Raw genomic sequence first — 23,317 nt, 5'->3', positions numbered from 1 at the left:
GTCGGCCGGTCAGCCGGGCAAGGGGTAGGTCACCGTGCGCGGGGACCCGTCCGGCCTGCCGTCGGTGTAGGTCAGGGTGATCCGGGTGAAGTGCGGCCGGCCCGTGCCCTGCTCCCCGCCCGTCGGCATGTCGAGCCGCACGGTCACCGGATAGGAGTGGAAGGCGCCGGCGGCGCAGTACGGGTCGCAGTCGTTGACGGCGTTCGTGCCCCGGCCCACGGCGGCCTGCGGGTCCCAGCGGAACCAGCGCAGGGAGACCAGGCGGCTGTTCCCGTCGCCGCAGGCGAGCACGTAGTCCGCGGGCCCGATCTGCGGCTGCCCGGCGCAGTCGATCAGTACCGGGTCCTGCGTCTGCTGGGTCCGCGCCGCGGGTGGTGCCGACGGTGCGGCGGAGGCCGTGCCGAGGGGGACTGCCAGCGCGGCGGCGGCACAGAGTGTGACCGCTGCCCTCATCGGGTTCCTGCCCATGTCTGCTCCCGCCGTCTCGGGGTCGCTTGTCTCCGCTTGCCCCTTTCTCCGTTCCGACCGTACGACCGAGTCGGGGAACGCACCACTCGTACGGAGCAGCGGCGGGGGCCCCGGGACGCCGGCCTGCGTGCCGCCCCGAAGCACCCGGTTCGTGCGACAAGACGCCGATTGCATCCACCGTGTGGTCCTCGCGGCGGTCCGCAACCGCCGTGGGCGCCCCGGTGTCTCCAGCCGTCAAGAACGGCGACCCGACAAGGGGACCCGTCCAGGCGACCCCTCAAGTGGAGGACCGCGGTATGCACACGACGACTGCTCCGACCGCCACCGCCCCGACGCCCGCGCGCTCCCGCGACACGACGGGCGACTTCCTGCTCCAGCCGCCCAACCCCGACGAGCGCGTCGCCTGCCGGGTCGACCCCGTCGACCTGCGCCGTCTCGACCTGCTCGCCCTGCTCACCACCGCCGGTATCGCGCCCTCCGCGGGGGACCGGGCCGCCATCGACCAGCTCAGCGTGCTCCCCGGCAGTGTGCACACTGCACTCCACCGGTGGCTGGAGCAGGCGTACGGGTTCTGCCGCTGAGGGCGCCCGGACCGCGCGGGTCAGAAGTCCACGGGATCCCGCACCAGCGGACACGTCATGCAGTGCCCGCCACCGCGTCCCCGGCCCAGTTCCGCGCCCACGATGGTGACGACCTCCACCCGGGCCTCCCGCAGCAGCGCGTTGGTCAGGGTGTTGCGGTCGTAGGTGAACACCACCCCCGGTTCCACGGCGACGGCGTTGTTGGCGCCGTCCCACTGCTGGCGCTCGGAGGCGTAGGCGTCGCCGCCCGTCTCCACCACCCGCAGCTTCGGCAGCCCGAGAGCCTTGGCGACGACGTCGACGAAGGGCGTCGTCCCCTCGTCGACGACGTCGAACCCGGGGCCCCGGTCGCCGGGGCGCAGCGAGAAGGTGTGCACCGCGTCCATGATGCGCGGGTAGAGGGTCACCACCTCGCGGTCGGCGAAGGTGAAGACGGTGTCCAGATGCATGGCGGAGCGCAGCTTCGGCATCCCGGCGACGACGACGTGCTCGGCGGCCCCGTTGCGGAACAGGGCGGCGGCGACCTGGGTGATGGCCTGCCGGGAGGTGCGCTCGCTCATGCCCATGAGGACGACCCCGTTGCCCACGGGCATGATGTCGCCGCCCTCCAGGGTGGCCTGACCCCAGTCCTGCTCGGGGTCGCCCCACCACACCGTCGAACTCTTGAAGTCGGGGTGGAAGGTGTAGATCGCCTTCATCAGCAGCGTCTCGTCGTGCCGCGCGGACCAGTACAGCGGGTTGAGGGTGAGGCCGCCGTACAGCCAGCAGGTGGTGTCGCGCGGGTACAGGGTGTTGGGCAGCGGCGGCATCAGGTACTCGTGGGCGCCGGTGGCCTCCCGGGCCAGCGCGAGGTGCGGGGAGCGGAAGTCCTCGGGCAGGTCGTCGGTGGCGAGCCCGCCGACGAGGTACTCGGCCAGTTCCCTCGGCGAGAGGGTCTCCAGGTAGGCGCGGGTGGCGTCGATGAGGCCGACGCCGACCTGGTTGGCGACGATCTTCCGGTCCAGGAGCCACGCCTTCGCCTCGGGCATCGCCATGATCTGTGCCAGCAGGTCGTGCAGCTCCACCACCTCGACCCCGCGCCGGCGCAGTTCGCCGACGAACGCGGCGTGGTCGCGCTGGGCGTTCTCCACCCACATGACGTCGTCGAAGAGCAGCTCGCCGGAGTTGGTGGGAGTCAGCCTCCGGTGTGCCAGCCCGGGGGAGCAGACCAGGACCTTGCGCAGCCTGCCGACCTCGGAATGGACGCCGAGCGCGGGCTGCGCGGCGCTCTCGTTGCTGGTCACACGGCCTCCTTGCCGGTCGATCGTGACCACTGTGCACCAAGTGGTCGCTCCGGGCATCTCGGTCGGTTGCGCGGGACGGGCACCCCGTCGGCGACGCGTCGTCCGGCCCGGGGGATGCTCACCGAGCGGTGCGCAGATCCGCGCCGCGCCGGGCCAGGTTGAGGACACCCACCACGACGAGTGCCACCCCGAGCAACTGGGGCAGGACCCACCAGTCGCCGCGCAGGTCCTCCTGGTACAGGACCACGCCGAGCAGGAGACTGACCGTCGCGTCGCCCAGGGTGAGCGCGGGCTGGGAGGCGACGAGCGGACCGCCCTGCATGGCGTGCTCCAGCAGGAGTACGGCGCACACCCCGGCCAGGGCGAAGCCGTAGGTCTGCCAGGTGGTGAAGAAGCCGGCGATGCCGTCGGCGTCCAGCACGCGCATGGAGTCCTTCATGAGCGCGGCGGTCAGCGCGTAGCACACCGCCGTGGCCGCGCCGAGGCACCCGGCGCGGGCCTTGCCGACGGGCCGCTTCAGACCCACCGCCGCCAGCAGTACGGCCGCCCCGGCGCAGGCCGCCAGCGCCGGCATCCAGCGGTCCAGAGGCACGTCGGCCTTCCCGCCGTCCGGCGACGCCGAGGCCAGCGCGACACCGAGCCCCACGACCACCCCGCCCACGGCGAGCCACACCGCCTCCGGCATCCGGTTGCCGGTCAGCAGCGAGGCCAGCAGCAGGGCCAGCGGGAGTTCCAGTACGAACAGGGGCTGTACGAGTGACAGCGGCCCCGTCGCCAGGGCCACCGCCTGACCGACGCCGGCGACCACCACGGCCAGCATGCCGCCGAGCCACACGGGCCGCCGCAGCAGATCGAGGACGAGCCCGGGGCGGAAGCCCTGGGACTGCGGCACGCTCAGCGCCGCGCGTCGCTGGAGCACGGTGGCCAGCGCGTTGCTGAACGCGGCGAGGAGTGCGAAGAGCACCGGCAGTACAACACCCATCCACCGATACTCACCCCGTTCCGGCCCGGTCGCGCGCCGCGTCGGACCCGGGTGACGGGGTGACGGGGTGACGGACGACGGGACGGCGGGAGCGGCGGGGTCGCTCAGCTGCCGCTCTGCGCGGACGCGGACTCGGCCGCGGAGTCCTGCTGCCGCGCGGGCGCCGGTGCCTCGGTGGCGCTGTAGTAGACCGAGGTGCCCTGCTTGGTGCGCTGGGCCTGGTTCTTGGCGACCAGTCCCTCGAGCGTGGTGCGCACGACCGTGGTCTTGACGGCGCGCCCGGAGTGGGCCTCGCCCAGCGCCGCGGTGACCTCGGCGGCGGAGCGCGGTTCCCGCTGTCCGGCGAGGTGCTCGCGCACCAGTTCCACCAGGGTGGGCCGGCTGGGCGCCTTCTGCGCCGCGGACTTCCCGGCGGCCTTGGGCGCCTGCTTGGCGGTCGACTTGGCGACCGGCTTGGTGGTCGTCTTCGCGGGTGCCTCGGCGGCCGACTTGGCCGCGGTCGTCGCGGTCGACCTGGTGGCCTTCTTGGCGGCCGGCTTCGAAGCCTTCTTGGCACCCGGCTTCGGGGCGGCGGCGCGCTTGGGCGCGGTGGTGGCCCTCTTGCTCCGCGTCCGCCCGCCCTTGGCCGACTGCGCGGCGGTGCCGCCCCGCGGCGCCGGCACGGTGGCCGTCTCGGCCGCGGGCTCCGGCGCGGTGGGCGACGGGGGAGGCGAGGTGATGCCGAGTGCCTGCTGCATGTTCACCAGCAGGGCGTGGTCGTGCTGCAGCGCGGCCAGTTGCTGCTGGAGGGCCGTGATCTCCGTGCTGACACGTTCCTGCTCCTTGATGTTGCGCTCCAGGTCGTCGTTGACCTGGGTGCTGTACTGCGAGGCCAGTTCCGTGGCGGACTGCATGGTGCTCTCGGACATGATGACGACTCTCCTTGGTTCACGGCCGTGAAGGCTGACGTGCAGCCCCGGTTGTTGCCCTGTGCGCTGCCGAGTCGGTATACCACGTATGGCCGCTGTCGTGGTATGTGCCGCCGCAACCCAGTGCATGTGTTCGGACCGCGGAGAGCGGCGGTCACCCGCCCTCGGGCACCTCCACGATCTTCCCGTGCTCGTCGACGGTGTGTGTCCGCCAGTAGGTGTCCCACTTGTCATCCACGTGTTCCGGGACCTTGCCCTCGGGGTAGCGGGTGTAACCCTCGGGCGGCTCCTCGCCATTGGGCACACATGCCGAGCCGGTGCCGCCGACGCTCAGGACCGGGTATTCGCCGCCGCCGCAGGTGGCCTCCTCCATGGAACAGCCGGTCAGGACGGCCGCGGCGGCGGCACAGGCCAGGACGAGACCGCGGACGGAACGGGTGGCGCGGCCGGCGGGCGCGGCCGGTGTCCGGTGAACTCGATCGGTGATACGCACGGTTGACTCCCTGTGGGTGGCTCGTGCCGCAAGCGTCCCCCGGTGGAGGGAAGCACCTCATGAGTACGGGTACTCAATCGGACGAGCCCCATGACCCGGCCCGGCCGCCCATACGGACCACTTTGCGCGTGCTCGCCCGTGCCTCCCGCTCGGCCTCGGCCACCGTGTGTGCGGCCGTACGGTCCCGCTCCTCGGCCTCGCGCCGGTTACGTTCGACCCGGTCGCGGTCCTCGTGCGCCGCCCGCAGCCGCTCCTCGGCGGCGGCCACCGTCTCCCGGACATGGGCGAGTTCGTCGTCGGCCGCGCGCAAGGACTCCTGGGCCTCCGCCTGTTCCGCGCGTGCGTCGCGCAGGTGCCGTTCGGCACGATCGGCCTCCCGTTCGGCCCGCGCGAGTTCCTCCTGCCGTTTGCGGCGCCGCTCGGCGAGTTCGTCCTTCGCCCGGGTGCGGGACGTGGCGCGGGTGGACTTCGGGCGCGGGGCCGGCTCCGGTTCGGACGCGGCCCCGGAGGGTTCCGTCGCAGCGGTGCCCGAGGGGAAGACCGACGGCGGGGTCAGGGAGACCTCCAGACGCCCTTGGGCCCACGCGTCGGCCGCTTCCGGGTCGGCGAGGACGGCGCGCAGGGTCGACTCGACCTCCCGCTGCGCCGCCTGGGAGAGCCGGTGCCCGGCCTCGCCGGCCAGTTGCGCGGCCTGCCGGGAGAGCGCGGCGACGATGCGCCGGCGCTGGGCGGAGAGTTCCTTGAGCCCGGCGGGGTCCAGGGTGCGGTGTGCCTGGCGCAGTGCCTGCCCCAGTTCCAGGAAGCGCCGGGTCTCCTCCGGGCGGGCGCGCGCCAGCAGGTTCGCCGCCCAGGCCGCGAGCGTGGGCCGGCGCGCGGCGTGGATGCGGCGGGCGTCCTCCTTGCGACCGGCCGTTCTGGCCGCCGCGGCGCGTTCCTCACGGCGGGCGACGAAGGCGGCCGGAGACGTCGTGTAGAGCTGGTCCAGGACCTCCTCGACCGTCTCCGCCTCCTGACCGCCCGCCTCCCCGCGACGACCGCCCTTGCGCTGCATGGCCCTCCGCCTCCCACCCGACCGCTACGACCCTCCGGACGCCGGCGCGGCCGGCTTCCCCGCCGCCTCGTCGCCCCGCACGGCGAAGCCGGCCACGAGACGGAGGCGCCAGCCGCCCGGCCGCCGCTCCCCCCGGCGGGAGCGGCCCTCCTCGGACATCCACCGGACCGGCCGGTCCCGCGGCAGCCCGGGGCCGCGGCGGCTGCCGGGGACGGTCCCGACGCCGGTCACCGGAGTCGCGCCGGCGGCACGCAACCGTTCGGCCGGCTCCGCGCGTCCCGCGGTGCCGGGCCCGAACGTGACCGGATGAGGCTGCGACACGGCGTCGCCGGTCCCCTCGTCGCCTGCGTCCATGCCTCCTGTCTACGGTCACCCCGGCCGCGCCGCGACCCGGACGGCGCCGTCCCCGGGCACGGTCCGGCCTGGTGCCTTCAGCCGAAGGCGCGCCGGTAGGCGTGCGGGCTGACTCCGGTGGTGCGTTTGAAGCGGTCGCGGAAGGCCGTCGGGGAGCCGAAGCCGACCTGGGCGGCGATGCGTTCCACGGAGTGCTGCGTCGTCTCCAGCAGGTGCTGTGCCTGCCGGACGCGGGCCCGGTGCAGCCACTGCAGCGGGGTGCTGCCGGTCTGCTCCCGGAAGCGGCGGATCAGCGTCCGCGTGCTCACTCCGGCGTGGGCGGCGATGTCGGCCAGGGTGAGCTCGCGGGCGAGGTTCTCCCGCAGCCAGGTCAGCAGGGGTTCGAGGGCGGAGCCGCGGGGCACGGGCGTGTAGTCGTGGACGATGAACTGGGCCTGCCCGCCCTCCCTTTCCAGGGGCATCACCGACAGCCGGGCGGCGTGCGCGGCGACCGCCGAGCCGTAGTCGCGCCGGATCATGTGCAGGCACAGGTCGAGGCCCGCGGCGGCACCGGCCGAGGTGAGGATCTGACCGTTGTCGACGTACAGGACGTCCGGGTCGACGTCGATGTCCGGATGCGCGTCGGCCAGGGCCCCGGCGGCGATCCAGTGGGTGGTGGCCCGCAGCCCGTCGAGCAGCCCGGTGGCGGCCAGCGGGAAGGTGCCCGAGCAGATGGACGCGATCCGTGTCCCCCTCCCGGCGGCCGTGCGCAGCGCGTCGCGGACGGCGGGGGAGAGCGGGTCGGTCGCCGCGGCCGTACCGGGGACGATGATCGTGTCCGCCTCCCGCAGCCCGTCCAGTCCCCAGGGGGCCCGCAGCGTGAAGGCGCCGGCGTCGACCTCGGGGTGCTCCGCGCACACCCGGATCCGGTAGCCGGGGCTGCCGTCGGGGAGCCGGGTGCGGGTGAAGACCTCGAGCGGGGTGGACAGGTCGAACGGGATCACCCGGTCCAGCGCGAGTACGGCGACGGTGTGCATGGCCGGAAAGTACCTCCTGGCGGGACGGCGGTCGGAGGCGGTGGCGTTTTCCCGGCGGAAGTTGTCACTCCTGCCACAGCACGCCCTCGGCCGCATTCCTGACACACCAAGCGGTTTGCCTAATGCCATTAGGGCTATGCATAATCGATGAAGGAATGAGCGACGCCGCAAGACGCACCACCGCCGGAGGCGACATGAACACCACGGACGACTGGATCACCACGCCGATCACCCCCGACCTCCTGCGGGGCGCCCTGGACCTGGAGCGGACCGAGCGCGGACTGCTGCCCCACCGGCTGCCCGCCCGCGCCCGCGCGCAGAACAACGACGGACAGCTGGCCATGGCCGAGTCCCAGCCCTCCGGCGTACGCCTGGCCCTGCGCACCCGCGCCACCGCCCTCGAACTGGACACGCTGCCCACCAAGCGCGTCTACGTCGGAGCCCCGCCGCGCCCGGACGGCGTGTACGACCTGCTCGTGGACGGCCGCCCGGCGGGCCGGGGCAGCGTCGCGGGCGGGAACACCCTCACCATCGACATGACCGCCGGCACGGCGGGCCTCGAGCCCGGCCCGGCGGGCACCCTCCGCTTCACGGATCTGCCCCGGGGCAGCAAGGACATCGAGATCTGGCTGCCGCACAACGAGACCACCGAACTCGTCGCCCTGCGCACCAACGCCCCCGTGGCGGCCGCCCCGGACCCCGGCCGCCGGGTCTGGCTGCACCACGGCAGCTCGATCAGTCACGGCTCCGACGCCGCGAGCCCCACCACCACCTGGCCCGCGCTCGCCGCCTCCCTCGGCGGCGTCGAACTGGTCAACCTGGGCCTGGGCGGCGGCGCCCTGCTCGACCCGTTCACCGCTCGGGCCATGCGCGACACCCCGGCCGACCTGATCAGCGTCAAGATCGGCATCAACGTGGTCAACGCCGACCTCATGCGGCTGCGTGCCTTCGGCCCCGCGGTCCACGGCTTCCTCGACACCGTCCGGGAGGGGCACCCCACCGTCCCCCTGCTGGTCGTCTCACCCATCCTGTGCCCCGTGCACGAGGACACCCCCGGCCCCCTGGCCCCCGACTTCACCGACGGTCGCGTGCGGTTCGTCGCCACCGGCGACCCCGCGGAACGCGCGAGCGGGAAGCTGACCCTGAACGTCATCCGGGACGAGCTGTCCCGGATCGTGACGGAGCGGGCCGCCGAGGACGAGAACCTCCACCACCTCGACGGCCGCGCACTCTACGGAGAGGCCGACGCGGCGGACCTCCCCCTGCCCGACGGCATCCACCCGGACGCCGCCACGCACCGGCTGATCGGCGAACGGTTCGCCAGGGCGGCCTTCACCGAACGGGGCGCCTTCGCGGGCTGAAGTTCATGGGCCGGGACACTCGGGGCCGGCCGGGCCTCACGCCCCGACGACGACCGAGGCGAAGCGCCGGGCCACCTCGCGCCAGACCGCCTCGGCCGCGGGCTCGTCGAGTTCGGCCCGGCGGACGAGTTCCACCGGGTCCAGCCCCCGGGCGCGGAGCCGGCCGGCGTCCCACGCCGCGACCCGGTCCGCCCCCGCCTCGGGGTGGAACTGCACGCCCCACGCCCGCTCGCCGACCCGGAACGCCTGGTACGGGCACCGCTCACTCGCCATGAGCCATGCGGCGCCGGGCGGCAGTACGGTGACGGCGTCCACGTGCTGCTCGACCGCCGTCACCCGCTCCGGCAGTCCCCGGAACAGCGGGTCGGCTTCGGCCTCCGGCCGCAGCGTCAACGGCGTGCTGCCCACCTCGGGCTCGCCGTGCCCACCGAGCACCGTGCCACCCGCCACCCGGGCGAGGAGCTGCCCGCCCAGACAGATCCCGAAGACGGGCACCTTCCGGTCCAGCGCCTCGGCGACCAGCGCCCGGGTGGGTGCGAGCCAGGGGGCGCGCTCGTCGTCGTCGGGCAGGTAGCCACCGCCGAGCACCATGACGCCGTCGTGCTCCGGACGCCGGGGGAGCGGCGCACCGGCGTACGCGTGCACCACGTCCAGTGCCACCCCGCCCGCGACCAGCCAGTCGCCGAACCGGCCGGGACCGCCGCCGCGATGGTTCTGCACCACCAGGAGTCGTGACATCTGCCCACCCCGCCTCACCTCGCCCGCACCGGAGCCCGCCGCCCGGGAAGCGACGGGCCGCGGGGCACCCACCGTGTCACAGACTCGCCGCCCGATGGGTCGGCTCGCCGTCGAGGACGGTCAACAGCACCGGCACGTCGGCGAGTTCGGTGGCCGGCACGGTGAGCGGGTCGGCGGCGAGGACCGTCAGGTCGGCACGGTGTCCCACGGCGATCCGCCCGGCCCCGTGCTCCTCGCCCGCCGCGTAGGCGGCGTTGACGGTCATGCCCCGCAGCGCCTGCGTCGCGGTCAGCGCCTGCTCCGGGCCGTGCGGGGCGCGGTCCAGATCGCGCGTCGGCCGGCGGTGGCGGGCGCCCGCCATGACGCCGAGCGGCGGATACGGCGCGATGGGCCAGTCGGAGCCGAGGACCACGACGGCACCCGAGTCGAGCAGGTCGCGGCAGCGCCAGGCCCGCGAGGCGCGCGGTTCGCCCAGCCGCCGGGACCAGTTGTCGGTGTGGTCGGCGCGGGTGAAGTCGCAGCAGTGCGTGGGCTGCATGGACGCCACGACACCCAGCTCGGCGAACCGGCGCAGGGTGTCGTCCGGGACGGTCTCGATGTGCTCGACCCGGTGCCGTGGCCCGGGGCCGCCGTCCGCCAGGGCCTTCTCGACGGAGTCGAGGACGTGCCGTACGGCCGCGTCGCCGATCGCGTGGGTGACGGTGGGCACCCCCGCCCGGTGCAGGGCGCCGACGATCCGCGTGTACTCCTCGGGGTCCGGCCAGAAGGCGTGCCGGGACTCGCCCCGGCCGTCGGGCTGCTCCAGCCATGCCGTGCCGTTGTCGACGGTCCCGTCCATGAAGATCTTGACGCCGTCGGTCCGCCACAGCCGGCCGCCCACGCCCTGCCGCGCGACGAGTGCGCGCACTTCCTCCGCGTCCGCACCCGGCTGGCACCAGGGAGCCACCCGGAGCCGCAGCGGCAGCCGCCCGGCCTCGTCCAGCTCGGCGAAGAAGGCGAGGCTGTCGCCGTTCGCGTCCATCACGTGGCCGCCGGTCAGTCCGGAGGCGGCCATGGCGCGCAGGGCGGCGGCGAGCCGGTCGCGCCGCTCCTCGCGGGTGGGCTGCGGTGCGACCCGCTCCACCAGGTCGCAGGCGGCGTCCTCCAGGAGCAGCCCGGTGGGCCTGCCGTCCGCGTCGCACACCACCTCGGCCGTGGCCTGGTCGAAGGCGCGCGGCCCGGTCACCCCCGCGAGTTCCAGCGCACGCCGGCTGGCCAGCATCGAGTGGGCGTCGAAGAGCAGCAGCAGCGCGGGCACGCCCTCCAGTACGGCGTCGAAGGGCGCCACCCCGACCGGGCGACCGGCGAAGACGTTGGGGTCCAGCCCCCAGCCGTGCAGCCACGCACCCGCGGGCAGGTCGCGCACCGCGTCGGCCAGCGCGGCCCGCACCTCGTCGAGATCGCCGCAGCCGGACAGGTCGAGGCCGTGGGTCAGCTCGGCGCCCGTGACGGGATGGATGTGGCCGTCGACCAGGCCGGGCGTCACCACGGCGCCGCCCAGATCGATCACCGTGGTCGACGCGTCCGCGAGGGCGCGGATCTCCCGGTCGTCACCGAGGGCGGCGATCCGGCCGTCGGCCGCGGCCAGCGCGGTCTGCGGCAGGAAGGCACCGGTGACCGGGTCGAGCAGCCGGGCCGAGAGCAGGATGAGAGAGGTGCGCACAGTCGCTCCTTGGGTGAGGGTCAGTTCGGGGCGCCGCAGGCCGTCAGGGTGCCGGCGGGCAGGCCCAGTTCACGTTCCGCGGTGAGGGCCGGCATCAGCCGCACCTCGGGCGGGTCGGCCGCGGTGTCGGCGCTGTTGACGAGCATGCCGAGTCCGTCGAGGACGACCAGGATCCGGATGGCGGCCAACAGCGGGTCGGCGGCGCGGAACTCGCCCCGCTCCACGCCGTCGCGGACGAGTGCTTCGAGCCGGTCGCGCCACGCGGCCTCCTGGACGGCGACACGGTCGCGCAGGGTGGGCCGGTAGCGGCTCAGATGCCGGGCGTTGAGCCAGAGACGGCTGATGTCGTCGAACTCCGCTCCGGCCGCACGGGCGAAGAACCGGGCCAGGTGCCGGGTGGGCGTGGCCCCGGCCCGGTCGGCCGGGAGCAGCGCGTCGAGTTCCGCGGCGGCCGCGTCGCCGTACGCCTCGGCCACCAGGTCCTCGACCGCGGGGAAGTAATGACTGATCAGGCCGGGGCGGACGTCGAGCTCCTCGGCGATCCGCCTGAGGGTGATGGACTCCAGTCCCTCGGACAGTGCGATGGATGAGGCTGCGGCAACGATTTCCGCACGTCTGGCCGCTGGAGTTTTGCGGATTCGCTTGTTCGGAGTGCTTGACGGCATGGAATCGATGCTATTGAGTGTGCGACCAACAAGCAAGCAGGTGGGCCACCAGCACCCCGGAGGAGCCTCATGGCGTCCACGATCCCCGACCCGCAACCCCGCTCCGGCGCCCCGCGCCCGGAGGATTCGCCGACCCGGAAACCGTCGGACGGGGCGAGCCGCGTCGAGGCCCACGGCATCGACCACATCCCCGAGCACGAACGCCGCGGACGCCCCCGGCAGCTCTTCTCCGTCTGGGCCGCCGCCAACGTCAACTACCTGAACCTGGTGACCGGCGGCGCCCTGATCCTCATGGGCCTGACCCCGTGGCAGGCGCTGGCGGTGATCGTCGTGGGGAACCTCTTCTGGGTGCTGACCGGAGTGCTCGCCCTGTCCGGTCCGGCCGCCGGCGCGCCGAGCGAGGTCGTCACACGCGCCATGTACGGCGTCCGCGGCAACCGCGTGAACAACGCGATCGTCGGCTGGCTGATCTCCGTGTGCTACTTCGCGCTCAACCTCGCCGCCGCCGCGACCGCCGCCTTCGCCCTCGTGGAGATGGCCGGCATCACCGCGAACACCGGCGTCAAGGTCGCCGTGGTGATCGTCGTCGCCGCCCTCACCCTGACCATCGGCGTCTACGGCCACGCCATGATCATGAAGCTCTACCTGCCGATCACGCTGGCCCTGACGGCCGCCTTCGCCGTCGTCGCCCTGGGCGTCCTGCGGCACGCGGACTTCTCGTACGTGCCGCCCCAGCCGCTGACCGGCACCGAACTCTGGGCGGTCCTGATCGCGGGCGTCACCCTCATCGGATCCGGCCCGCTGTCGTACACGACCAGCGCCGACTTCTCGCGCTATCTGCCCCGCACGGCGTCCGCGAAGGCCGTCGTCGGCTGGACCGCCCTCGGCGGCTTCCTGCCGGGCGTGGTCGTCTGCTTCCTCGGAGCCCTCGCCGCGACCGCCGTCGACATGACCGACCCGCAGGCGGGCCTCAGGCAGATCCTGCCCGGCTGGTTCGGACCGGTGCTCCTGCTCGCCCTGGTGCTCGGCACCGTCGCCATCAACGCCCTGACCGCCTACAGCGCGGGCCTCGCCCTCCAGGCCGTCGGCATCCGCATCCGCCGCTCCCGCAGCGTGCTCGCCGACGGCACCGCGGCCGTCGCCCTCACCCTGTACGGGCTGCTCGTCTCCGGCTTCCTCGACACCGTCAGCAACGTCCTCCAGCTCACGGTGGTCCTCCTCGGCCCCGCCATGGCCGTCTACGCCACCGACATCGCGCTGCGCCGCAACCGCTACGACGGCCCGGCCCTGATGGACGAGACACGCGACGGCCGCTTCTGGTACACCGGCGGCGTCAACCCGGCCGGTGCGCTCGCCCTGGCCGGAGGCGTCGCCGCGGCGGCCCTGAGCGTCGACACCCTCTACACCGGACCGATCGCCCGCGCCCTGGGCGACATCGACCTCTCCCTGCCGGCCGGCATGGTGGTGGCCGCCCTGCTCTACGCCGTCCTGGCGCGCGGCGGGCGGACGAGGGCGGCGACGCCGTCGGGCTGACTCAGCGCCGCGCCAGGTACAGGGTCACGGCCTTGTGCAGCACCTTGTTGAGGGGGAAGTCCCACTCGCCCAGATACTCCACGGCCTCTCCGCCCGCGCCGACCTTGAACCGGAGCAGCCCGAGCAGGTGGTTGTCCTGGTCCAGGGTGTCGGTGATGCCGCGGAAGTCGTAGACGGCGGCGCCCAGTTCACGGGCGTCGCACATCATCCGCCACTGGAGGGCGTTGTTGGGCTGCACCTCGCGCCGACGGCCGGTGGACGCGCCGTAGGAGTACCAGACGTGTTCACCCACCGTCAGCATCGTGGCGGCGGCGAGTACCTCGCCGTCGTGGTGGGCGAGGTACAGGCGCATGCGGTCCGGGTCCTCGGCCGTCAGCGCGGTCCACATGCGTTGGAAGTAGGCGAGGGGGCGCGGCACGAACCGGTCCCGCTCCGCGGTCTCCACGTACAGCTCGTAGAAGGTGGCCAGGTCCTCCCGGTCGCCCCGGACGACCTTCACGCCGGCCTTCTCGGCCTTCTTGACGTTGCGCCGCCACTGCTGGTTGAAGCCGCTTCGCAGGTCCTCCTGCGTACGTCCGGCGAGCGGCACCTGGCACACGTACCGGGGCTGGCCCGCGGCGAAGCCGTCCTCGCCGCCCGCCTCGGTGCGCCGCCAGCCCATCGCGCGCAGCCGCTGCGCGACGTCGTCCGCGCCCGGCTCGCGCACCGTCGCCTCCACGTCGCCCAGCCGCCGCGCCCCCGGGTCGGAGATGGCCGCCTTGACGGCGTCGGCGCTCCAGCGTCGCGCCACCACCGGCGGCCCCATCCGCACCGTGAACGCGCCGCGCTCCCTCAGGTGCGCGAGCATCGGCTCCAGCCACCGCTCCAGACCGTCCGCCGTCCAGTCGACGACCGGGCCCTCGGGCAGATAGGCCAGGTACCGCTTCAGCCTCGGCAGCGGCCGCAGCAGCACCAGCCCCGCGCCCACCAGTTCACCGCCCTCGTCGAACCACCCCAGGCTCTCCGCCCGCCAGTCCGGCTTCACGTCGCCCCAGGCGGGGACCTGCAGGTGACTCACGGACGGCCGGGCCGTGACGAAGCGCAGGTGCTCCTCGCGGGTGATCGGCTTCAGACGAAGACTCATGGGGCGTCCCTCGGTTCGGCTGTGGTGCGGCGTGCTGCGGCGTCGTTCGACGGTCCGACGGGGGAGACGGCCGAGGCGCCGGCCGCGGTTGCCGTCCCGCACCTCACAGGGAACAACGGCCGCGGCCGATCCGCGCGCTGTCGCCCGGCCGCCCACCCGTGTGCTCCGTCCGGCGGGCGGAGCGGCGAGCCGGGTGGCAGCGTGGCAGGACCGCGCGGTGCGGGCGGTACGGGCGGCACACAGGGAGCGGACGGCGATGGCACGGGCGATCTGGACGGGCGTGGTCACCTTCGGGCTGGTCTCGGTGCCCGTCGGCCTGTTCACGGCGACCGAGGACCACACCGTCCACTTCCACCAGCTCCAGCGCGGCACCTCGGACCGGATCCGCAATCGCCGGGTCAACGAGCGCACCGGAAAAGAGGTCGACGCCGCCGACATCGTCAAGGGCTACGAGGCGGGCGAGGGCGAGTACGTCGTCGTGGAACCCGAGGAACTCGACGAGATCGCGCCGGGACGCTCCCGCACCCTGGAGATCACCGACTTCGTGGACCTGGACCGGATCGAGCCGGTCTACTTCGGCCGCACCTACTACCTGGCCCCGCGCGGCAAGGAGTACCTCAAGGTCTACGCACTGCTGCGCACCGCCCTCGCCGAGGCCGGCAAGGTGGGTGTCGCCACCTTCGTCATGCGCAACCGGCAGTACCTGACCGCCCTGCGCGCCGAGGACCGGGTGCTGCTGCTCCAGACGCTGCACTGGGCCGACGAGGTCCGCGACCCGGTCGAGGAACTGCCGGAACTGCCGTCGGAGCGGGTGGGCCGCGGCAAGGAGCTGGACATGGCGCTGCGTCTCGTCGACGCCCTCAGCGGCGACTGGGAGCCCGCCCGCTACCGCGACACCTATCAGGAGAAGGTCCGCGAACTGGTCCGGGCCAAGGCCGAGGGCCAGGAGGTCGCCGTCGCGGAGGAGGCGCCCGAGGCCACCAACGTCGTCGACCTGATGGAGGTCCTGCGCGGCAGCCTGGAGCAGGCGAAGGACGCCGGCGGCAAGCAGGCGGCGGCGAGGTCCAAGAGCCCCGGCGGCAAGCGGGCCGCGTCCACTACCCGGAAGGCGGACGCCGAACGGCCCGCCGGGGCCCGGAAGAAGGCCACCGCACCCTCCCGGAGCGAGCTGCGGGAACTGAGCAAGGCCGAGCTCTACCAGCGGGCCACCGAACAGGACATCGCGGGCCGGTCGAGGATGAGCCGCCAGGAACTCGTCGACGCGCTCGGCGGCAGCGCCGGCCGCGGCCGCCGGAAGAAGAAGACGACCGCGGCCTGAACCGCCGGACCGGAGGGAGCCGGACCTCGCCTCAGGCGGTGCTGAGCATGCCCTCGCGCAGCCGGGCCAGCAGCCGCGAGATCAGCCGGGACACGTGCATCTGGGAGACGCCGAGGCGCTCGCCGATGTCCTTCTGGGTGAGTTCCTCCACGAACCGCCAGTGGATGATCTGCCGGTCGCGTTCGTCCAGCTCGGCGATCATCGGAGCGAGGGCGTGGAAGTCGTCCACCAGGGCCAGGGCGGCGTCGTCGGTGCCGATGAAGTCCGCGAGCGCGGACTCGCCGTCCTCGCTGCCGTTGATGGTGGCGTCCAGGGAGGCGGAGTTGTAGCCGTTGGCCGCCAGCCGGGCCTCGACGACCTCGTCCTCCGGCAGGCTCATCAGCTCCGAGAGCTCCTGCGTGGTGGGGTTGCGGCCGAGGCGGCTGCGGAGCTCCTCGGTGGCGCGGGCGAGCTGGACGCGGGCCTCCTGGAGGCGGCGGGGCACGTGCACGGCCCACGAGGTGTCCCGGAAGAACCGCTTGATCTCGCCGACGATGTAGGGCACAGCGAAGGAGGTGAACTCCACCTCACGGGTGAGTTCGAACCGGTCGATGGCCTTGATCAGGCCGATCATGCCGACCTGGACGATGTCCTCCATCTCCTCCGGTCCGCGGCTGCGGAACCGGCCGGCCGCGAAGCGGACCAGGGACATGTTCATCTCGATCAGCGTGTTGCGGGCGTACTGGTACTCGGGCGTGCCCTCCTCCAGCACCGTCAGCTGCTCGAAGAACAGCTTCGACAACTCCCGCGCGTCCTTGGGCGCCACCTTGGACGGGTCCGCGATCTCCGGCATCTCCGCCGTGGCGTGCTCGGTGGCCTGCGCGGTCGTCGTCGTCATGATGTGCCCTCCCGGTTGATCGGTCGTCGTTGTCACCTTGTCGGCCGACGCACGATCGCCTACCCCGAGTCAGACGGCGCATGCATGGCGAAGTGCCGGAACGGCCGACGAGGGCTCAGGGACGGTGCCCTCGGCCCGGGCGGCGGGCGCCTCACAGACCGAGACAGAAGCGGACCGCGGTGCCCCCGTCGGTGGTGTGCACCCGCACCAGGTCGGCGACGTAGTGGACGAGCAGGAGACCGCGGCCGCCGATCTGGCCGGGCTCCGCGGGCCGGCGGCCGGCGAGCGGATCCGTCAGCCGTCCGCCGTCGCGGACCTCGCACACCACCTGTCCCGCCTCGGCCCAGACCGCCAGCGTTCCGCCGCCGCCGCCGTGGATCACGCTGTTGGTGGTCAGCTCGGACACCGCCAGTTCCGCGTCCTGCAGCCGCCGCCCGGCCAGCCCGAGCGAGGCCGCCCGGTCGACCGCGAAACGGCGCGCCTCGGGCAGCTCCCCGGCCCCGAAGGCGAGGACGCCGGCGTCGGGCGGGCAGGTGAGCGGCTCGTTGTAGCGGGCGACGACGGCACGCCAGTCGTAGGCCTCGCTGGCCCGCGCGTCCCCCTGGGCGATGACCGTCGGGTGGGTGGCCAGGGCGTCGGCCAGGACGTTCGCGGCCAGCCGGGTCTCGTCGTACGGGCACAGGATCGTCGCGGGGCGGCCCGCGAAGGCGGCGTTGATCAACGCCTCGTGCTGGGCGCACGCGGGGTACTCCGCAGCGCTGCGCCCGGCCCAGACCGGCTCGCCGACGATCCGCACCCGGGCCCGCGCGTGCGCGTCGGCGAACGCGCGCAGCACGCCCGGGATGATCCGCCCCGGATTGCGCCCCGCCTCGGTCATGTCCAGGAAGGTGACGTCCCGCGCGTCCGCGCCCAGCCCGCCCCGCACCAGCTCCAGGTTGGGGCCGGGCACGGCCACCGCCACCGGCTCGCCCGCGGCCAGCCCCTCCCGCACGAACGCCACCGTCCGGTCCGTGTACTCGGCCTCCGAGCGGTAGAACAGCGCCGGGTGGGTGAATGTCTCCTCGGTGGTCGGCGTGCTCATCGCGGCGCCACCTCGATCCGGTGCAGGGACGGCCAGAAGAGGTCCAGGACCCGCGGAAGCTGCGGGGGCGGACGCTCCACCACGACCCGGCCGACGGGCAGCCTCATGGCCGTGACGGCCAGCGCCGTCACCCCGGCCACGTCGACGAAGCGCACGCCGGACAGTTCCACGTAGGACACGTCGGTGTGCTGCCGGGACAGCTCGGTCAGGGCCTTCTCCCAGGACAGCCGGGTGCTCACGTTGATCTCACCGCTGGCACGGATACCCGTACGGCCGGACAGCGGGCCCACGTCGAGCACCGCACCGGTCCGCACACGGGCCGGGCCGCCCGGAGCGCCTGCGCCGTCCACACTCGATCCCCCTTCGGAACTCCGCCCGGCACCCGTCCGCCGCCAGGGCACTCCTTCCGGCCAGGCAGCCTATCCCGGATCCGCCCCCGTACGCCGGTGAGGGGACAAACAGGCGACAGCCGGGCGAAGCGGGGAACACGACAGAGAGCGCGTCCTCGGAAGGGAAGAACAGGCATGTTTGAAGCCGAAAACATTCGTGACTGGCGCGGCCTCGACGTCGTGGACTACGACGGCCGCAAGATCGGGACCCTGGAGTCCATCTACTTCGACACCCTCACCGACCGGCCCGCGTTCGCCACGGTCACGATCGGCCTGCCGACCCGCCGGCGGCTCGTCTTCGTGCCGGTGGACAAGGCCACCGTGGGGCCGCAGTACCTGAAGGTGACCTACGACAAGTCGCTGGTCAAGGACGCCCCCGGAATCGACCCGGACGGTGAGCTCGCCGCCGAGGACGAGGGCGCGGTCTTCGCCCACTACCACCTGCCCTACGAGCAGGGCAGCCGCGGCGAACGCCGCCTCGGCCGGCGCTGAGGCGCCCCTCGGGGGGCCGTGTCCCGGCCGCACGGGCGGGACACGGCCCCCGGGTTCGGACAACCCGGTTACGAGACGTCCGCGCCGCGCGCCGCCCCCTCTGTCTCGGAGGTCGCACTGCCCGTGGCGAGGGTGCCGCCCGCGCTCTCGAGATGGGCCCGCACGAACCACTGGAACTGCTCCAGGTCCCTGAGCTGCCCGATCAGCAGGTCCTCCGTGGCGGTGTCGATCTTGCCGGCCTCCTCGACCGCCGCGCGCATGCCCTCGACCACGCCGGTGTACACCACGTCGAGCGCGCCGAGATGGGCGATGGCGTCCGCCCGGCCGATGGAGTAGTCGTCCCACTTCCGCTCGGCCACCAGCGCGCCGGGGGTGCCCTGGGCCACCCCGCCGAGCGCGGCGATGCGCTCCGCGACGTCGTCGGCCATCTCGCGCACCTGGTCCACCTGGGGGTCGATCATCTCGTGGACCGCGATGAAGTGCGGACCCACCACGTTCCAGTGCACGTGCTTCAGCGTCAGGTGCAGGTCGTTGAGGGCGTGCAGGCGCAGCCGGAGCACACCGATCAGCCGCCCGGCGGCCTCGCGCTCGATGCCGGGGACCGTGTACTTCGGGGTCAGGTCGTGCGTCATGGCGGACCTCAGCTCCTCATGCGTTGCGTACGTCGTTGCTCGTGCACGAATGCCCCGTATCGGCACCGGCAGACATGCCGGCCTGCGCCGCGATCAGGACGGCGGCGCCGGCAGCGGCATCGCACCGAGGGCGCGCGCCGCGTGCACGAGGTTGGACGCCATGGCCCGGCCGGTGGACACCGACCAGTCGTGGCCGCGCTCGTCGTCGAGGAAGTCCGGACCGGGACCGGGGCCGAGGTGCCAGTAGGTCCAGGCCTGGCCGGGGATGGTGTAGCCGATGTCCGCGAGCCCGCCGCAGATCTCGCTGATGACATGATGGGCGCCGTCCTCGTTCCCGGTGACCAGGACGCCCGCGACCCGGTTGTAGGCGACCGGGCGGCCCTCGTCGTCGGTCTCACCGAGCATGGCGTCCATGCGCTCCAGCACCCGCTGTGCGACGGACGAGGGGCGGCCCAGCCAGGTCGGCGACGCGACGACCAGGATCTGCGAGGCCAGCAGCTTCTCGTGCACGGCCGGCCAGTCGTCCCCGTCGCCCATGTCGGTCTCGACCCCCGGTTTCAGATTCAGGTCGACGGCCCGGACCACGTCCACCTCCGCCCCGTGACCTTTGAGCGCCGCGATCACGGTGGCGGCGAGCGCCTCGGTGTTCGACGGCTGGGGCGAGGGCTTGAGGGTGCAGTTGATGACGAGTGCGCGCATGAATTCCCCTGTTCCCCGGCCGGGTCGGCACTATCGTCGGCCGTATGGCTGACGAGTGCTTCCAACATCCGCGGCTCGCCGCGCTCTACGACGTGCTCGACACCGACCGCGGCGACCTCGAGGCGTACCTGCGCATGGCCGACGAGTTCGGCGCGAGCAGCGTGCTGGACATCGGGTGCGGGACCGGCGTGTTCGCCCTGCTGCTGGCGGAGCGCGGCATGGACGTCGTCGGCGTCGATCCCGCCGGGGCGAGTCTCGACGTGGCCCGGGGCAAGCCGGGCGCCGACCGGGTGCGCTGGATCGAGGGCGACGCCGCCGCACTGCCCCCGCTGCGCGTCGACCTGGCGACCATGACGGCGAACGTCGCCCAGGCGATCACCGGCCGCCACGACTGGCAGGCGACGCTGCGCGGCGCGTACGAGGCCCTGCGGCCCGGCGGACACCTGGTGTTCGAGACACGGGACCCGGCCCGGCGCGCCTGGGAGGAGTGGACCCGCGAACACACGCACCAGGTCGCTCGGATTCCCGGCACGGGCCCCGTCGAGAGCTGGTGCCGGCTCCTGGACGTGAGCGGCCCGCTGGTCACCTTCCGGTGGACCTACGTCTTCGCGGCGGACGGCCAGGTGCTCACCTCCGACTCGACGCTGCGCTTCCGCGAGCGGGACGAGGTGGCGGCCGACCTGACCGGGCAGGGGTACGAGGTGCGCGAGGTGCGCGGGGCCCCCGACCGCGAGGGCAGGGAGTTCGTCTTCGTCGCGCGACGCCCGGAGGCGGACGGACACTGACGCCACCGGCACCGCGGCGACCTCCGGAACCCGGCAACCAACGCCGCCTCCTCACTGCCCGGCCGCCCTCCTGACACGGCGGCCTCCGGGCGGCCACCCTCGCCGCATGGCCCGTTTTCAGCACACCGTGACCCTCGCCCCCGTACCGCGCCGCTGGTTCGAGTCGTGCGTCGCCACACTGCACGACCTGGCCGAGGACACGGACGCCGAGGACACGGACGCCCAGGGAGCGCGCCTGCGGCTGCCCGACGGCCGCCCACTGCCCGGACTGGTGCTGGCACGGGGCCGGCATCTGCGGCCGGGGGCGCGGTACCGGCCCGTGCACGAGGAGAGCGGGGAACCGGACGCGGACCAGTGCGTCACCGTGCGCGCCTGGGACCGCCGCCGGGAGACCGCGCTGGAGGTCGTCACCGTCGACGGCGCCCCGGACCACCCCGCCCGGCTGGACTGCGCCCTCACGCTCACGAGCGCCGAACGGCCGCGCGAGGCGTCGCTGTCGGTGACGCTGACCCCGAGCGGCGGCAAGCGGGACAAACACCTGGGCGGCACCGGACGTGTACACCTCGACCTGGACGGGTGGTGGCGGGCGACCGGCCGGGGCCGCCACCCGTCCCGCGCTCCCCTCACCGGAACCCTGACACACGCGTACGCCCGCGTCGGCGTCACGGTCGTGCCGCGCCCCGCCCCGGACGGACGCTGGCTGGTGACCGTGAGAATACGGGCCGGGGGCCGCTCCTTCGCCCGTCCGCTCGTGCCCCTCGCCGCCGCGCTGCTGGGACGCCGCGCCCGGCGGGCCTGCGCCGAGTCCCTGGACCGGGCCGCGGAGACGTGGAACGCCCAGGTCCCCGCACTCGTCCGCATGGACGCCGAACGCCTGCGCGCCGAACTGACCGACGCACTGCTCGGCGCGCGAAGGGCGCACACGGGAAAGGAGTGAGCCCTGTACGCGCCCCCTCCGCGGTGCGGACAATCCCAGTGACCGTGATCACCCGGCGGAAGACGCGGTGTCGTCCGGCCGCCGACTCCCGGGAAGCAGGTCGATCGCCATGCTGCTGCGTCAGCCCACATCCGTGTCCGAAGCACAGGAGTGCATGGCGCAGGGGGCGGTGCCCATCGGCGGGGCCACGCTCGTGTGGGCCACCTGGCAGCGCGACGGCTTCCCGGAACTGGCCATGTCGCTGCGCGCACTGCCGGAGGCGAACACCGTCGAACCCGAGGCGCTGGGCGCGGCCGTGGTGCTGCACCGCATGGACGACCGGGTCCCCGAGGTGCTGCGCCGGGCGGCGGGCTCGGTGGGCACCGGAGCGGTACGCCGGACGGCCACCGTCGGCGGCAACCTCGTGGGCAGCAGCCTGCGCTGCCTGCTTCCCGCGGCCCTCGTGCTGGACGCCCGCGCCACGGTGCTGGGCCCCGACCGCCCCTACGAGACCGATCTGGCCGAGGTGGTGGCGAAGCGTCACCTGATGCTCGGCCTGCGCTGGCGCACCCCCCTGGCCAGCGGCTACCGCAAGCAGCCCGCCGAAGCCGGCGGCCCGCCGCCGCTGGTGGTCGCCACCGCGGTGCACGCCGACGGCGACGGCGGGCGGCGACTGCGCGTCGCCGTCCGAGACGGCTACGACGTGCTCAGCGAGAGCGCCACCTGCGACGCGGGCGCCGACCAGGCCCTGGACCTCCTGGAACGGACGGACATCGGCGCCCTGCCCGCGGGGGTCCGGGACGTGGTCCGGGAGCAGGTCGCCGACATCCTGGACGCCCTCGCCGGCCGCTGAGACGACGGCCGGCGACGGCGCGGGTGTGCGCGTCAGCCGTTGGCCAGGGCCTTGACACGGTCCAGCGCCCCGTTGAACTTGTCGTGGTCGCCGACGGTCGGTCCGGACGAGGTGTACTGCCACATGGTGTGGAAGTCCCAGCCGGCCGGGAGCTCCCCGACGGTCGAGGCGTACCGCGCGATCCACAGCGGGTTGCTCGCGCCGAAACCGCTGTAGTTCCCGGTGCACTGCGTCCACCAGTTGGTGGACGTGTAGACGGCGGCGTGACGGCCGGTGCGCTGCTTGTACCGGTCCAGGAAGGCCCGGATCCAGCTCACCATCTGACTGTGCGTCCGCCCGTAGCAGGTGGCCCCGTACGGGTTGTACTCGATGTCCAGGACGCCCGGCAGCGTCCTGCCGTCCTTGGACCAGGCCCCGCCGTGGTCGACGAAGTAGTCCGCCTGGGCGGCGCCGCCGGAGGTGTCCGGGGTCGCGAAGTGGTACGCGCCGCGGACCATGCCGACGTCGTACGAACCGCCGTACTGCTGGGCGAAGTACGGGTTCCGGTAGGAGGTCCCCTCGGTGGCCTTCACATAGGCCCACTTCACACCGCTGTTCCAGAGGGTCGACCAGGCGACGTTGCCCTGGTGGCTGGAGACGTCCACCCCCTCGGTCTGGGCGACGCGGGTGCCGACGGGCCGGCCCTGGACGCCTTCGTGGGCGAGGACGCCCGTACCCATGTGGGCGGTACCGCGGGCGGGCGTCCGGGTGTCGTCGGCCGAGGCCGGGACGGCGGACAGCGTCAGGAGGAGTGACTGGGCGGCGAGGATGACGCCTGAGGTGAGCAGGCGTGAGTGGCGTTTCGCCACGGCTATGGGTCTGCGCATGGCATCCATCCGAACCGGAGTCGGGCCCCACCGCATCCCGCGTTCGTCCAGACGGTGCTGCCGGACGGTCCGCTCCGGAGAACCTCCGCCTCGAGAAGAACGCCAGTACCACATCGCTGCGTTCGATTGGCGAGATGTCGGGAAAGTTCCC

General features: G+C 73.4%; 26 protein-coding genes. 8 read left to right on the top strand and 18 right to left on the bottom strand.

What is annotated here, in order from left to right:
• Window positions 1–9 precede the first annotated feature (9 nt).
• Window positions 10–468, bottom strand: coding sequence for a hypothetical protein (locus tag D1J63_RS01565; protein WP_125627382.1), 459 nt, complete (start codon window positions 466–468; stop codon window positions 10–12).
• 296 nt (window positions 469–764) lie between these two features.
• On the opposite strand from D1J63_RS01565, the gene D1J63_RS01560 reads away from it, so the two are divergent.
• Entirely contained in the window at window positions 765–1,049 is a 285-nt protein-coding gene (locus D1J63_RS01560; protein ID WP_125627381.1) for a hypothetical protein, read from the top strand.
• 20 nt (window positions 1,050–1,069) lie between these two features.
• Here the strand turns inward: D1J63_RS01560 and D1J63_RS01555 are convergent, their stop codons facing one another.
• The 7 genes from D1J63_RS01555 to D1J63_RS01525 form a co-directional block, all read right to left on the bottom strand.
• The gene (locus D1J63_RS01555; protein WP_125627380.1) at window positions 1,070–2,332 is read right to left on the bottom strand and encodes an arginine deiminase; all 1,263 of its coding nucleotides are present in this window, start codon (window positions 2,330–2,332) and stop codon (window positions 1,070–1,072) included.
• Between the two features lie 118 nt (window positions 2,333–2,450).
• Complete coding sequence (locus D1J63_RS01550; RefSeq protein WP_125627379.1) at window positions 2,451–3,314, bottom strand: DMT family transporter; 864 nt, start codon at window positions 3,312–3,314, stop codon at window positions 2,451–2,453.
• 104 nt (window positions 3,315–3,418) lie between these two features.
• Window positions 3,419–4,222 (bottom strand): hypothetical protein, encoded by an 804-nt coding sequence (locus tag D1J63_RS01545; protein WP_125627378.1) that lies wholly within the window; start codon window positions 4,220–4,222, stop codon window positions 3,419–3,421.
• Between the two features lie 154 nt (window positions 4,223–4,376).
• Window positions 4,377–4,715, bottom strand: coding sequence for a hypothetical protein (locus D1J63_RS01540; protein ID WP_176152790.1), 339 nt, complete (start codon window positions 4,713–4,715; stop codon window positions 4,377–4,379).
• Between the two features lie 73 nt (window positions 4,716–4,788).
• Entirely contained in the window at window positions 4,789–5,766 is a 978-nt protein-coding gene (locus D1J63_RS01535) for a hypothetical protein (RefSeq protein ID WP_125627377.1), read from the bottom strand.
• A 24-nt stretch (window positions 5,767–5,790) separates the two neighbouring features.
• Window positions 5,791–6,120, bottom strand: coding sequence for a hypothetical protein (locus D1J63_RS01530; RefSeq protein WP_125627376.1), 330 nt, complete (start codon window positions 6,118–6,120; stop codon window positions 5,791–5,793).
• A 77-nt stretch (window positions 6,121–6,197) separates the two neighbouring features.
• Entirely contained in the window at window positions 6,198–7,136 is a 939-nt protein-coding gene (locus D1J63_RS01525) for a helix-turn-helix domain-containing protein (RefSeq protein WP_125627375.1), read from the bottom strand.
• 194 nt (window positions 7,137–7,330) lie between these two features.
• Here D1J63_RS01525 and D1J63_RS01520 point away from each other — a divergent pair, with 194 nt between their 5' ends.
• Window positions 7,331–8,497: a GDSL-type esterase/lipase family protein gene (locus tag D1J63_RS01520; protein WP_125635106.1), complete on the top strand. Its 1,167-nt coding sequence runs from the start codon at window positions 7,331–7,333 to the stop codon at window positions 8,495–8,497.
• A 36-nt stretch (window positions 8,498–8,533) separates the two neighbouring features.
• Here the strand turns inward: D1J63_RS01520 and D1J63_RS01515 are convergent, their stop codons facing one another.
• From D1J63_RS01515 to D1J63_RS01505, 3 genes are all read right to left on the bottom strand, one after another.
• Window positions 8,534–9,235 carry a type 1 glutamine amidotransferase gene (locus D1J63_RS01515; protein WP_125627374.1) on the bottom strand — a complete coding sequence of 234 codons (702 nt, stop codon included), beginning with the start codon at window positions 9,233–9,235 and terminating at the stop codon, window positions 8,534–8,536.
• Between the two features lie 76 nt (window positions 9,236–9,311).
• Window positions 9,312–10,937, bottom strand: coding sequence for an amidohydrolase (locus tag D1J63_RS01510; protein WP_125627373.1), 1,626 nt, complete (start codon window positions 10,935–10,937; stop codon window positions 9,312–9,314).
• 20 nt (window positions 10,938–10,957) lie between these two features.
• The gene (locus D1J63_RS01505; RefSeq protein WP_125627372.1) at window positions 10,958–11,602 is read right to left on the bottom strand and encodes a TetR/AcrR family transcriptional regulator; all 645 of its coding nucleotides are present in this window, start codon (window positions 11,600–11,602) and stop codon (window positions 10,958–10,960) included.
• Between the two features lie 69 nt (window positions 11,603–11,671).
• On the opposite strand from D1J63_RS01505, the gene D1J63_RS01500 reads away from it, so the two are divergent.
• Window positions 11,672–13,135: a cytosine permease gene (locus D1J63_RS01500; protein ID WP_125627371.1), complete on the top strand. Its 1,464-nt coding sequence runs from the start codon at window positions 11,672–11,674 to the stop codon at window positions 13,133–13,135.
• Window position 13,136: 1 nt separating this feature from the next.
• Here the strand turns inward: D1J63_RS01500 and D1J63_RS01495 are convergent, their stop codons facing one another.
• Window positions 13,137–14,258: a peptidoglycan bridge formation glycyltransferase FemA/FemB family protein gene (locus tag D1J63_RS01495; protein ID WP_125627370.1), complete on the bottom strand. Its 1,122-nt coding sequence runs from the start codon at window positions 14,256–14,258 to the stop codon at window positions 13,137–13,139.
• A gap of 256 nt (window positions 14,259–14,514) precedes the next feature.
• Here D1J63_RS01495 and D1J63_RS01490 point away from each other — a divergent pair, with 256 nt between their 5' ends.
• On the top strand, window positions 14,515–15,576 hold the full coding sequence (locus D1J63_RS01490) for a Ku protein (RefSeq protein ID WP_125627369.1): 1,062 nt from the start codon (window positions 14,515–14,517) through the stop codon (window positions 15,574–15,576).
• Window positions 15,577–15,607: 31 nt separating this feature from the next.
• Here D1J63_RS01490 and D1J63_RS01485 read toward each other — a convergent pair whose 3' ends face one another.
• From D1J63_RS01485 to D1J63_RS01475, 3 genes are all read right to left on the bottom strand, one after another.
• On the bottom strand, window positions 15,608–16,453 hold the full coding sequence (locus D1J63_RS01485; RefSeq protein ID WP_125627368.1) for an RNA polymerase sigma factor SigF: 846 nt from the start codon (window positions 16,451–16,453) through the stop codon (window positions 15,608–15,610).
• A 151-nt stretch (window positions 16,454–16,604) separates the two neighbouring features.
• Window positions 16,605–17,534 carry an anti-sigma factor RsbA family regulatory protein gene (locus tag D1J63_RS01480; protein WP_125627367.1) on the bottom strand — a complete coding sequence of 310 codons (930 nt, stop codon included), beginning with the start codon at window positions 17,532–17,534 and terminating at the stop codon, window positions 16,605–16,607.
• Window positions 17,531–17,884, bottom strand: a complete 354-nt coding sequence (locus tag D1J63_RS01475) for an STAS domain-containing protein (protein ID WP_125627366.1) — start codon at window positions 17,882–17,884, stop codon at window positions 17,531–17,533. Before D1J63_RS01475 ends, D1J63_RS01480 begins: the two co-directional genes overlap by 4 nt.
• 174 nt (window positions 17,885–18,058) lie before the next feature.
• Here D1J63_RS01475 and D1J63_RS01470 point away from each other — a divergent pair, with 174 nt between their 5' ends.
• Entirely contained in the window at window positions 18,059–18,415 is a 357-nt protein-coding gene (locus D1J63_RS01470; protein ID WP_007389548.1) for a PRC-barrel domain-containing protein, read from the top strand.
• A gap of 68 nt (window positions 18,416–18,483) precedes the next feature.
• Here the strand turns inward: D1J63_RS01470 and D1J63_RS01465 are convergent, their stop codons facing one another.
• Both D1J63_RS01465 and D1J63_RS01460 read right to left on the bottom strand, forming a co-directional pair.
• Window positions 18,484–19,047, bottom strand: coding sequence for a DNA starvation/stationary phase protection protein (locus D1J63_RS01465; RefSeq protein WP_102927819.1), 564 nt, complete (start codon window positions 19,045–19,047; stop codon window positions 18,484–18,486).
• Between the two features lie 93 nt (window positions 19,048–19,140).
• Window positions 19,141–19,746 (bottom strand): flavodoxin family protein, encoded by a 606-nt coding sequence (locus D1J63_RS01460; protein ID WP_125627365.1) that lies wholly within the window; start codon window positions 19,744–19,746, stop codon window positions 19,141–19,143.
• Window positions 19,747–19,790: 44 nt separating this feature from the next.
• Between D1J63_RS01460 and D1J63_RS01455 the strand changes: the two genes are divergently transcribed.
• The 3 genes from D1J63_RS01455 (at window position 19,791) to D1J63_RS01445 (ending at window position 22,300) form a co-directional block, all read left to right on the top strand.
• Entirely contained in the window at window positions 19,791–20,531 is a 741-nt protein-coding gene (locus D1J63_RS01455) for a class I SAM-dependent methyltransferase (RefSeq protein WP_125627364.1), read from the top strand.
• Window positions 20,532–20,637: 106 nt separating this feature from the next.
• A complete protein-coding gene (locus D1J63_RS01450) occupies window positions 20,638–21,468 on the top strand; it encodes a hypothetical protein (RefSeq protein WP_232250525.1) in 831 nt (276 codons plus the stop codon).
• 109 nt (window positions 21,469–21,577) lie between these two features.
• A complete protein-coding gene (locus D1J63_RS01445) occupies window positions 21,578–22,300 on the top strand; it encodes an FAD binding domain-containing protein (RefSeq protein ID WP_125627362.1) in 723 nt (240 codons plus the stop codon).
• A 32-nt stretch (window positions 22,301–22,332) separates the two neighbouring features.
• Here the strand turns inward: D1J63_RS01445 and D1J63_RS01440 are convergent, their stop codons facing one another.
• Window positions 22,333–23,166, bottom strand: a complete 834-nt coding sequence (locus D1J63_RS01440) for a lysozyme (RefSeq protein WP_102927824.1) — start codon at window positions 23,164–23,166, stop codon at window positions 22,333–22,335.
• Window positions 23,167–23,317 lie beyond the last annotated feature (151 nt).

The organism is Streptomyces sp. KPB2 (assembly GCF_003950055.1).
Taxonomy (GTDB): Bacteria; Actinomycetota; Actinomycetes; order Streptomycetales; family Streptomycetaceae; genus Streptomyces; species Streptomyces salinarius.
The sequence above is the reverse complement of the archived record's forward strand: the minus strand, read 5'-3'. Positions and strand labels throughout refer to the sequence as shown.

Excerpts from the sequence above, each read along its gene's own strand:
- D1J63_RS01565 (WP_125627382.1), bottom strand. The coding sequence starts at position 468 with ATGGGCAGGAACCCGATGAGGGCAGCGGTCACACTCTGTGCCGCCGCC.
- D1J63_RS01560 (WP_125627381.1), top strand. The coding sequence starts at position 765 with ATGCACACGACGACTGCTCCGACCGCCACCGCCCCGACGCCCGCGCGC.
- D1J63_RS01550 (WP_125627379.1), bottom strand. The coding sequence starts at position 3,314 with ATGGGTGTTGTACTGCCGGTGCTCTTCGCACTCCTCGCCGCGTTCAGC.
- D1J63_RS01545 (WP_125627378.1), bottom strand. The coding sequence starts at position 4,222 with ATGTCCGAGAGCACCATGCAGTCCGCCACGGAACTGGCCTCGCAGTAC.
- D1J63_RS01535 (WP_125627377.1), bottom strand. The coding sequence starts at position 5,766 with ATGCAGCGCAAGGGCGGTCGTCGCGGGGAGGCGGGCGGTCAGGAGGCG.
- D1J63_RS01530 (WP_125627376.1), bottom strand. The coding sequence starts at position 6,120 with ATGGACGCAGGCGACGAGGGGACCGGCGACGCCGTGTCGCAGCCTCAT.
- D1J63_RS01525 (WP_125627375.1), bottom strand. The coding sequence starts at position 7,136 with ATGCACACCGTCGCCGTACTCGCGCTGGACCGGGTGATCCCGTTCGAC.
- D1J63_RS01520 (WP_125635106.1), top strand. The coding sequence starts at position 7,331 with ATGAACACCACGGACGACTGGATCACCACGCCGATCACCCCCGACCTC.
- D1J63_RS01515 (WP_125627374.1), bottom strand. The coding sequence starts at position 9,235 with ATGTCACGACTCCTGGTGGTGCAGAACCATCGCGGCGGCGGTCCCGGC.
- D1J63_RS01505 (WP_125627372.1), bottom strand. The coding sequence starts at position 11,602 with ATGCCGTCAAGCACTCCGAACAAGCGAATCCGCAAAACTCCAGCGGCC.
- D1J63_RS01500 (WP_125627371.1), top strand. The coding sequence starts at position 11,672 with ATGGCGTCCACGATCCCCGACCCGCAACCCCGCTCCGGCGCCCCGCGC.
- D1J63_RS01495 (WP_125627370.1), bottom strand. The coding sequence starts at position 14,258 with ATGAGTCTTCGTCTGAAGCCGATCACCCGCGAGGAGCACCTGCGCTTC.
- D1J63_RS01490 (WP_125627369.1), top strand. The coding sequence starts at position 14,515 with ATGGCACGGGCGATCTGGACGGGCGTGGTCACCTTCGGGCTGGTCTCG.
- D1J63_RS01485 (WP_125627368.1), bottom strand. The coding sequence starts at position 16,453 with ATGACGACGACGACCGCGCAGGCCACCGAGCACGCCACGGCGGAGATG.
- D1J63_RS01480 (WP_125627367.1), bottom strand. The coding sequence starts at position 17,534 with ATGAGCACGCCGACCACCGAGGAGACATTCACCCACCCGGCGCTGTTC.
- D1J63_RS01470 (WP_007389548.1), top strand. The coding sequence starts at position 18,059 with ATGTTTGAAGCCGAAAACATTCGTGACTGGCGCGGCCTCGACGTCGTG.
- D1J63_RS01465 (WP_102927819.1), bottom strand. The coding sequence starts at position 19,047 with ATGACGCACGACCTGACCCCGAAGTACACGGTCCCCGGCATCGAGCGC.
- D1J63_RS01460 (WP_125627365.1), bottom strand. The coding sequence starts at position 19,746 with ATGCGCGCACTCGTCATCAACTGCACCCTCAAGCCCTCGCCCCAGCCG.
- D1J63_RS01455 (WP_125627364.1), top strand. The coding sequence starts at position 19,791 with ATGGCTGACGAGTGCTTCCAACATCCGCGGCTCGCCGCGCTCTACGAC.
- D1J63_RS01450 (WP_232250525.1), top strand. The coding sequence starts at position 20,638 with ATGGCCCGTTTTCAGCACACCGTGACCCTCGCCCCCGTACCGCGCCGC.
- D1J63_RS01445 (WP_125627362.1), top strand. The coding sequence starts at position 21,578 with ATGCTGCTGCGTCAGCCCACATCCGTGTCCGAAGCACAGGAGTGCATG.
- D1J63_RS01440 (WP_102927824.1), bottom strand. The coding sequence starts at position 23,166 with ATGCGCAGACCCATAGCCGTGGCGAAACGCCACTCACGCCTGCTCACC.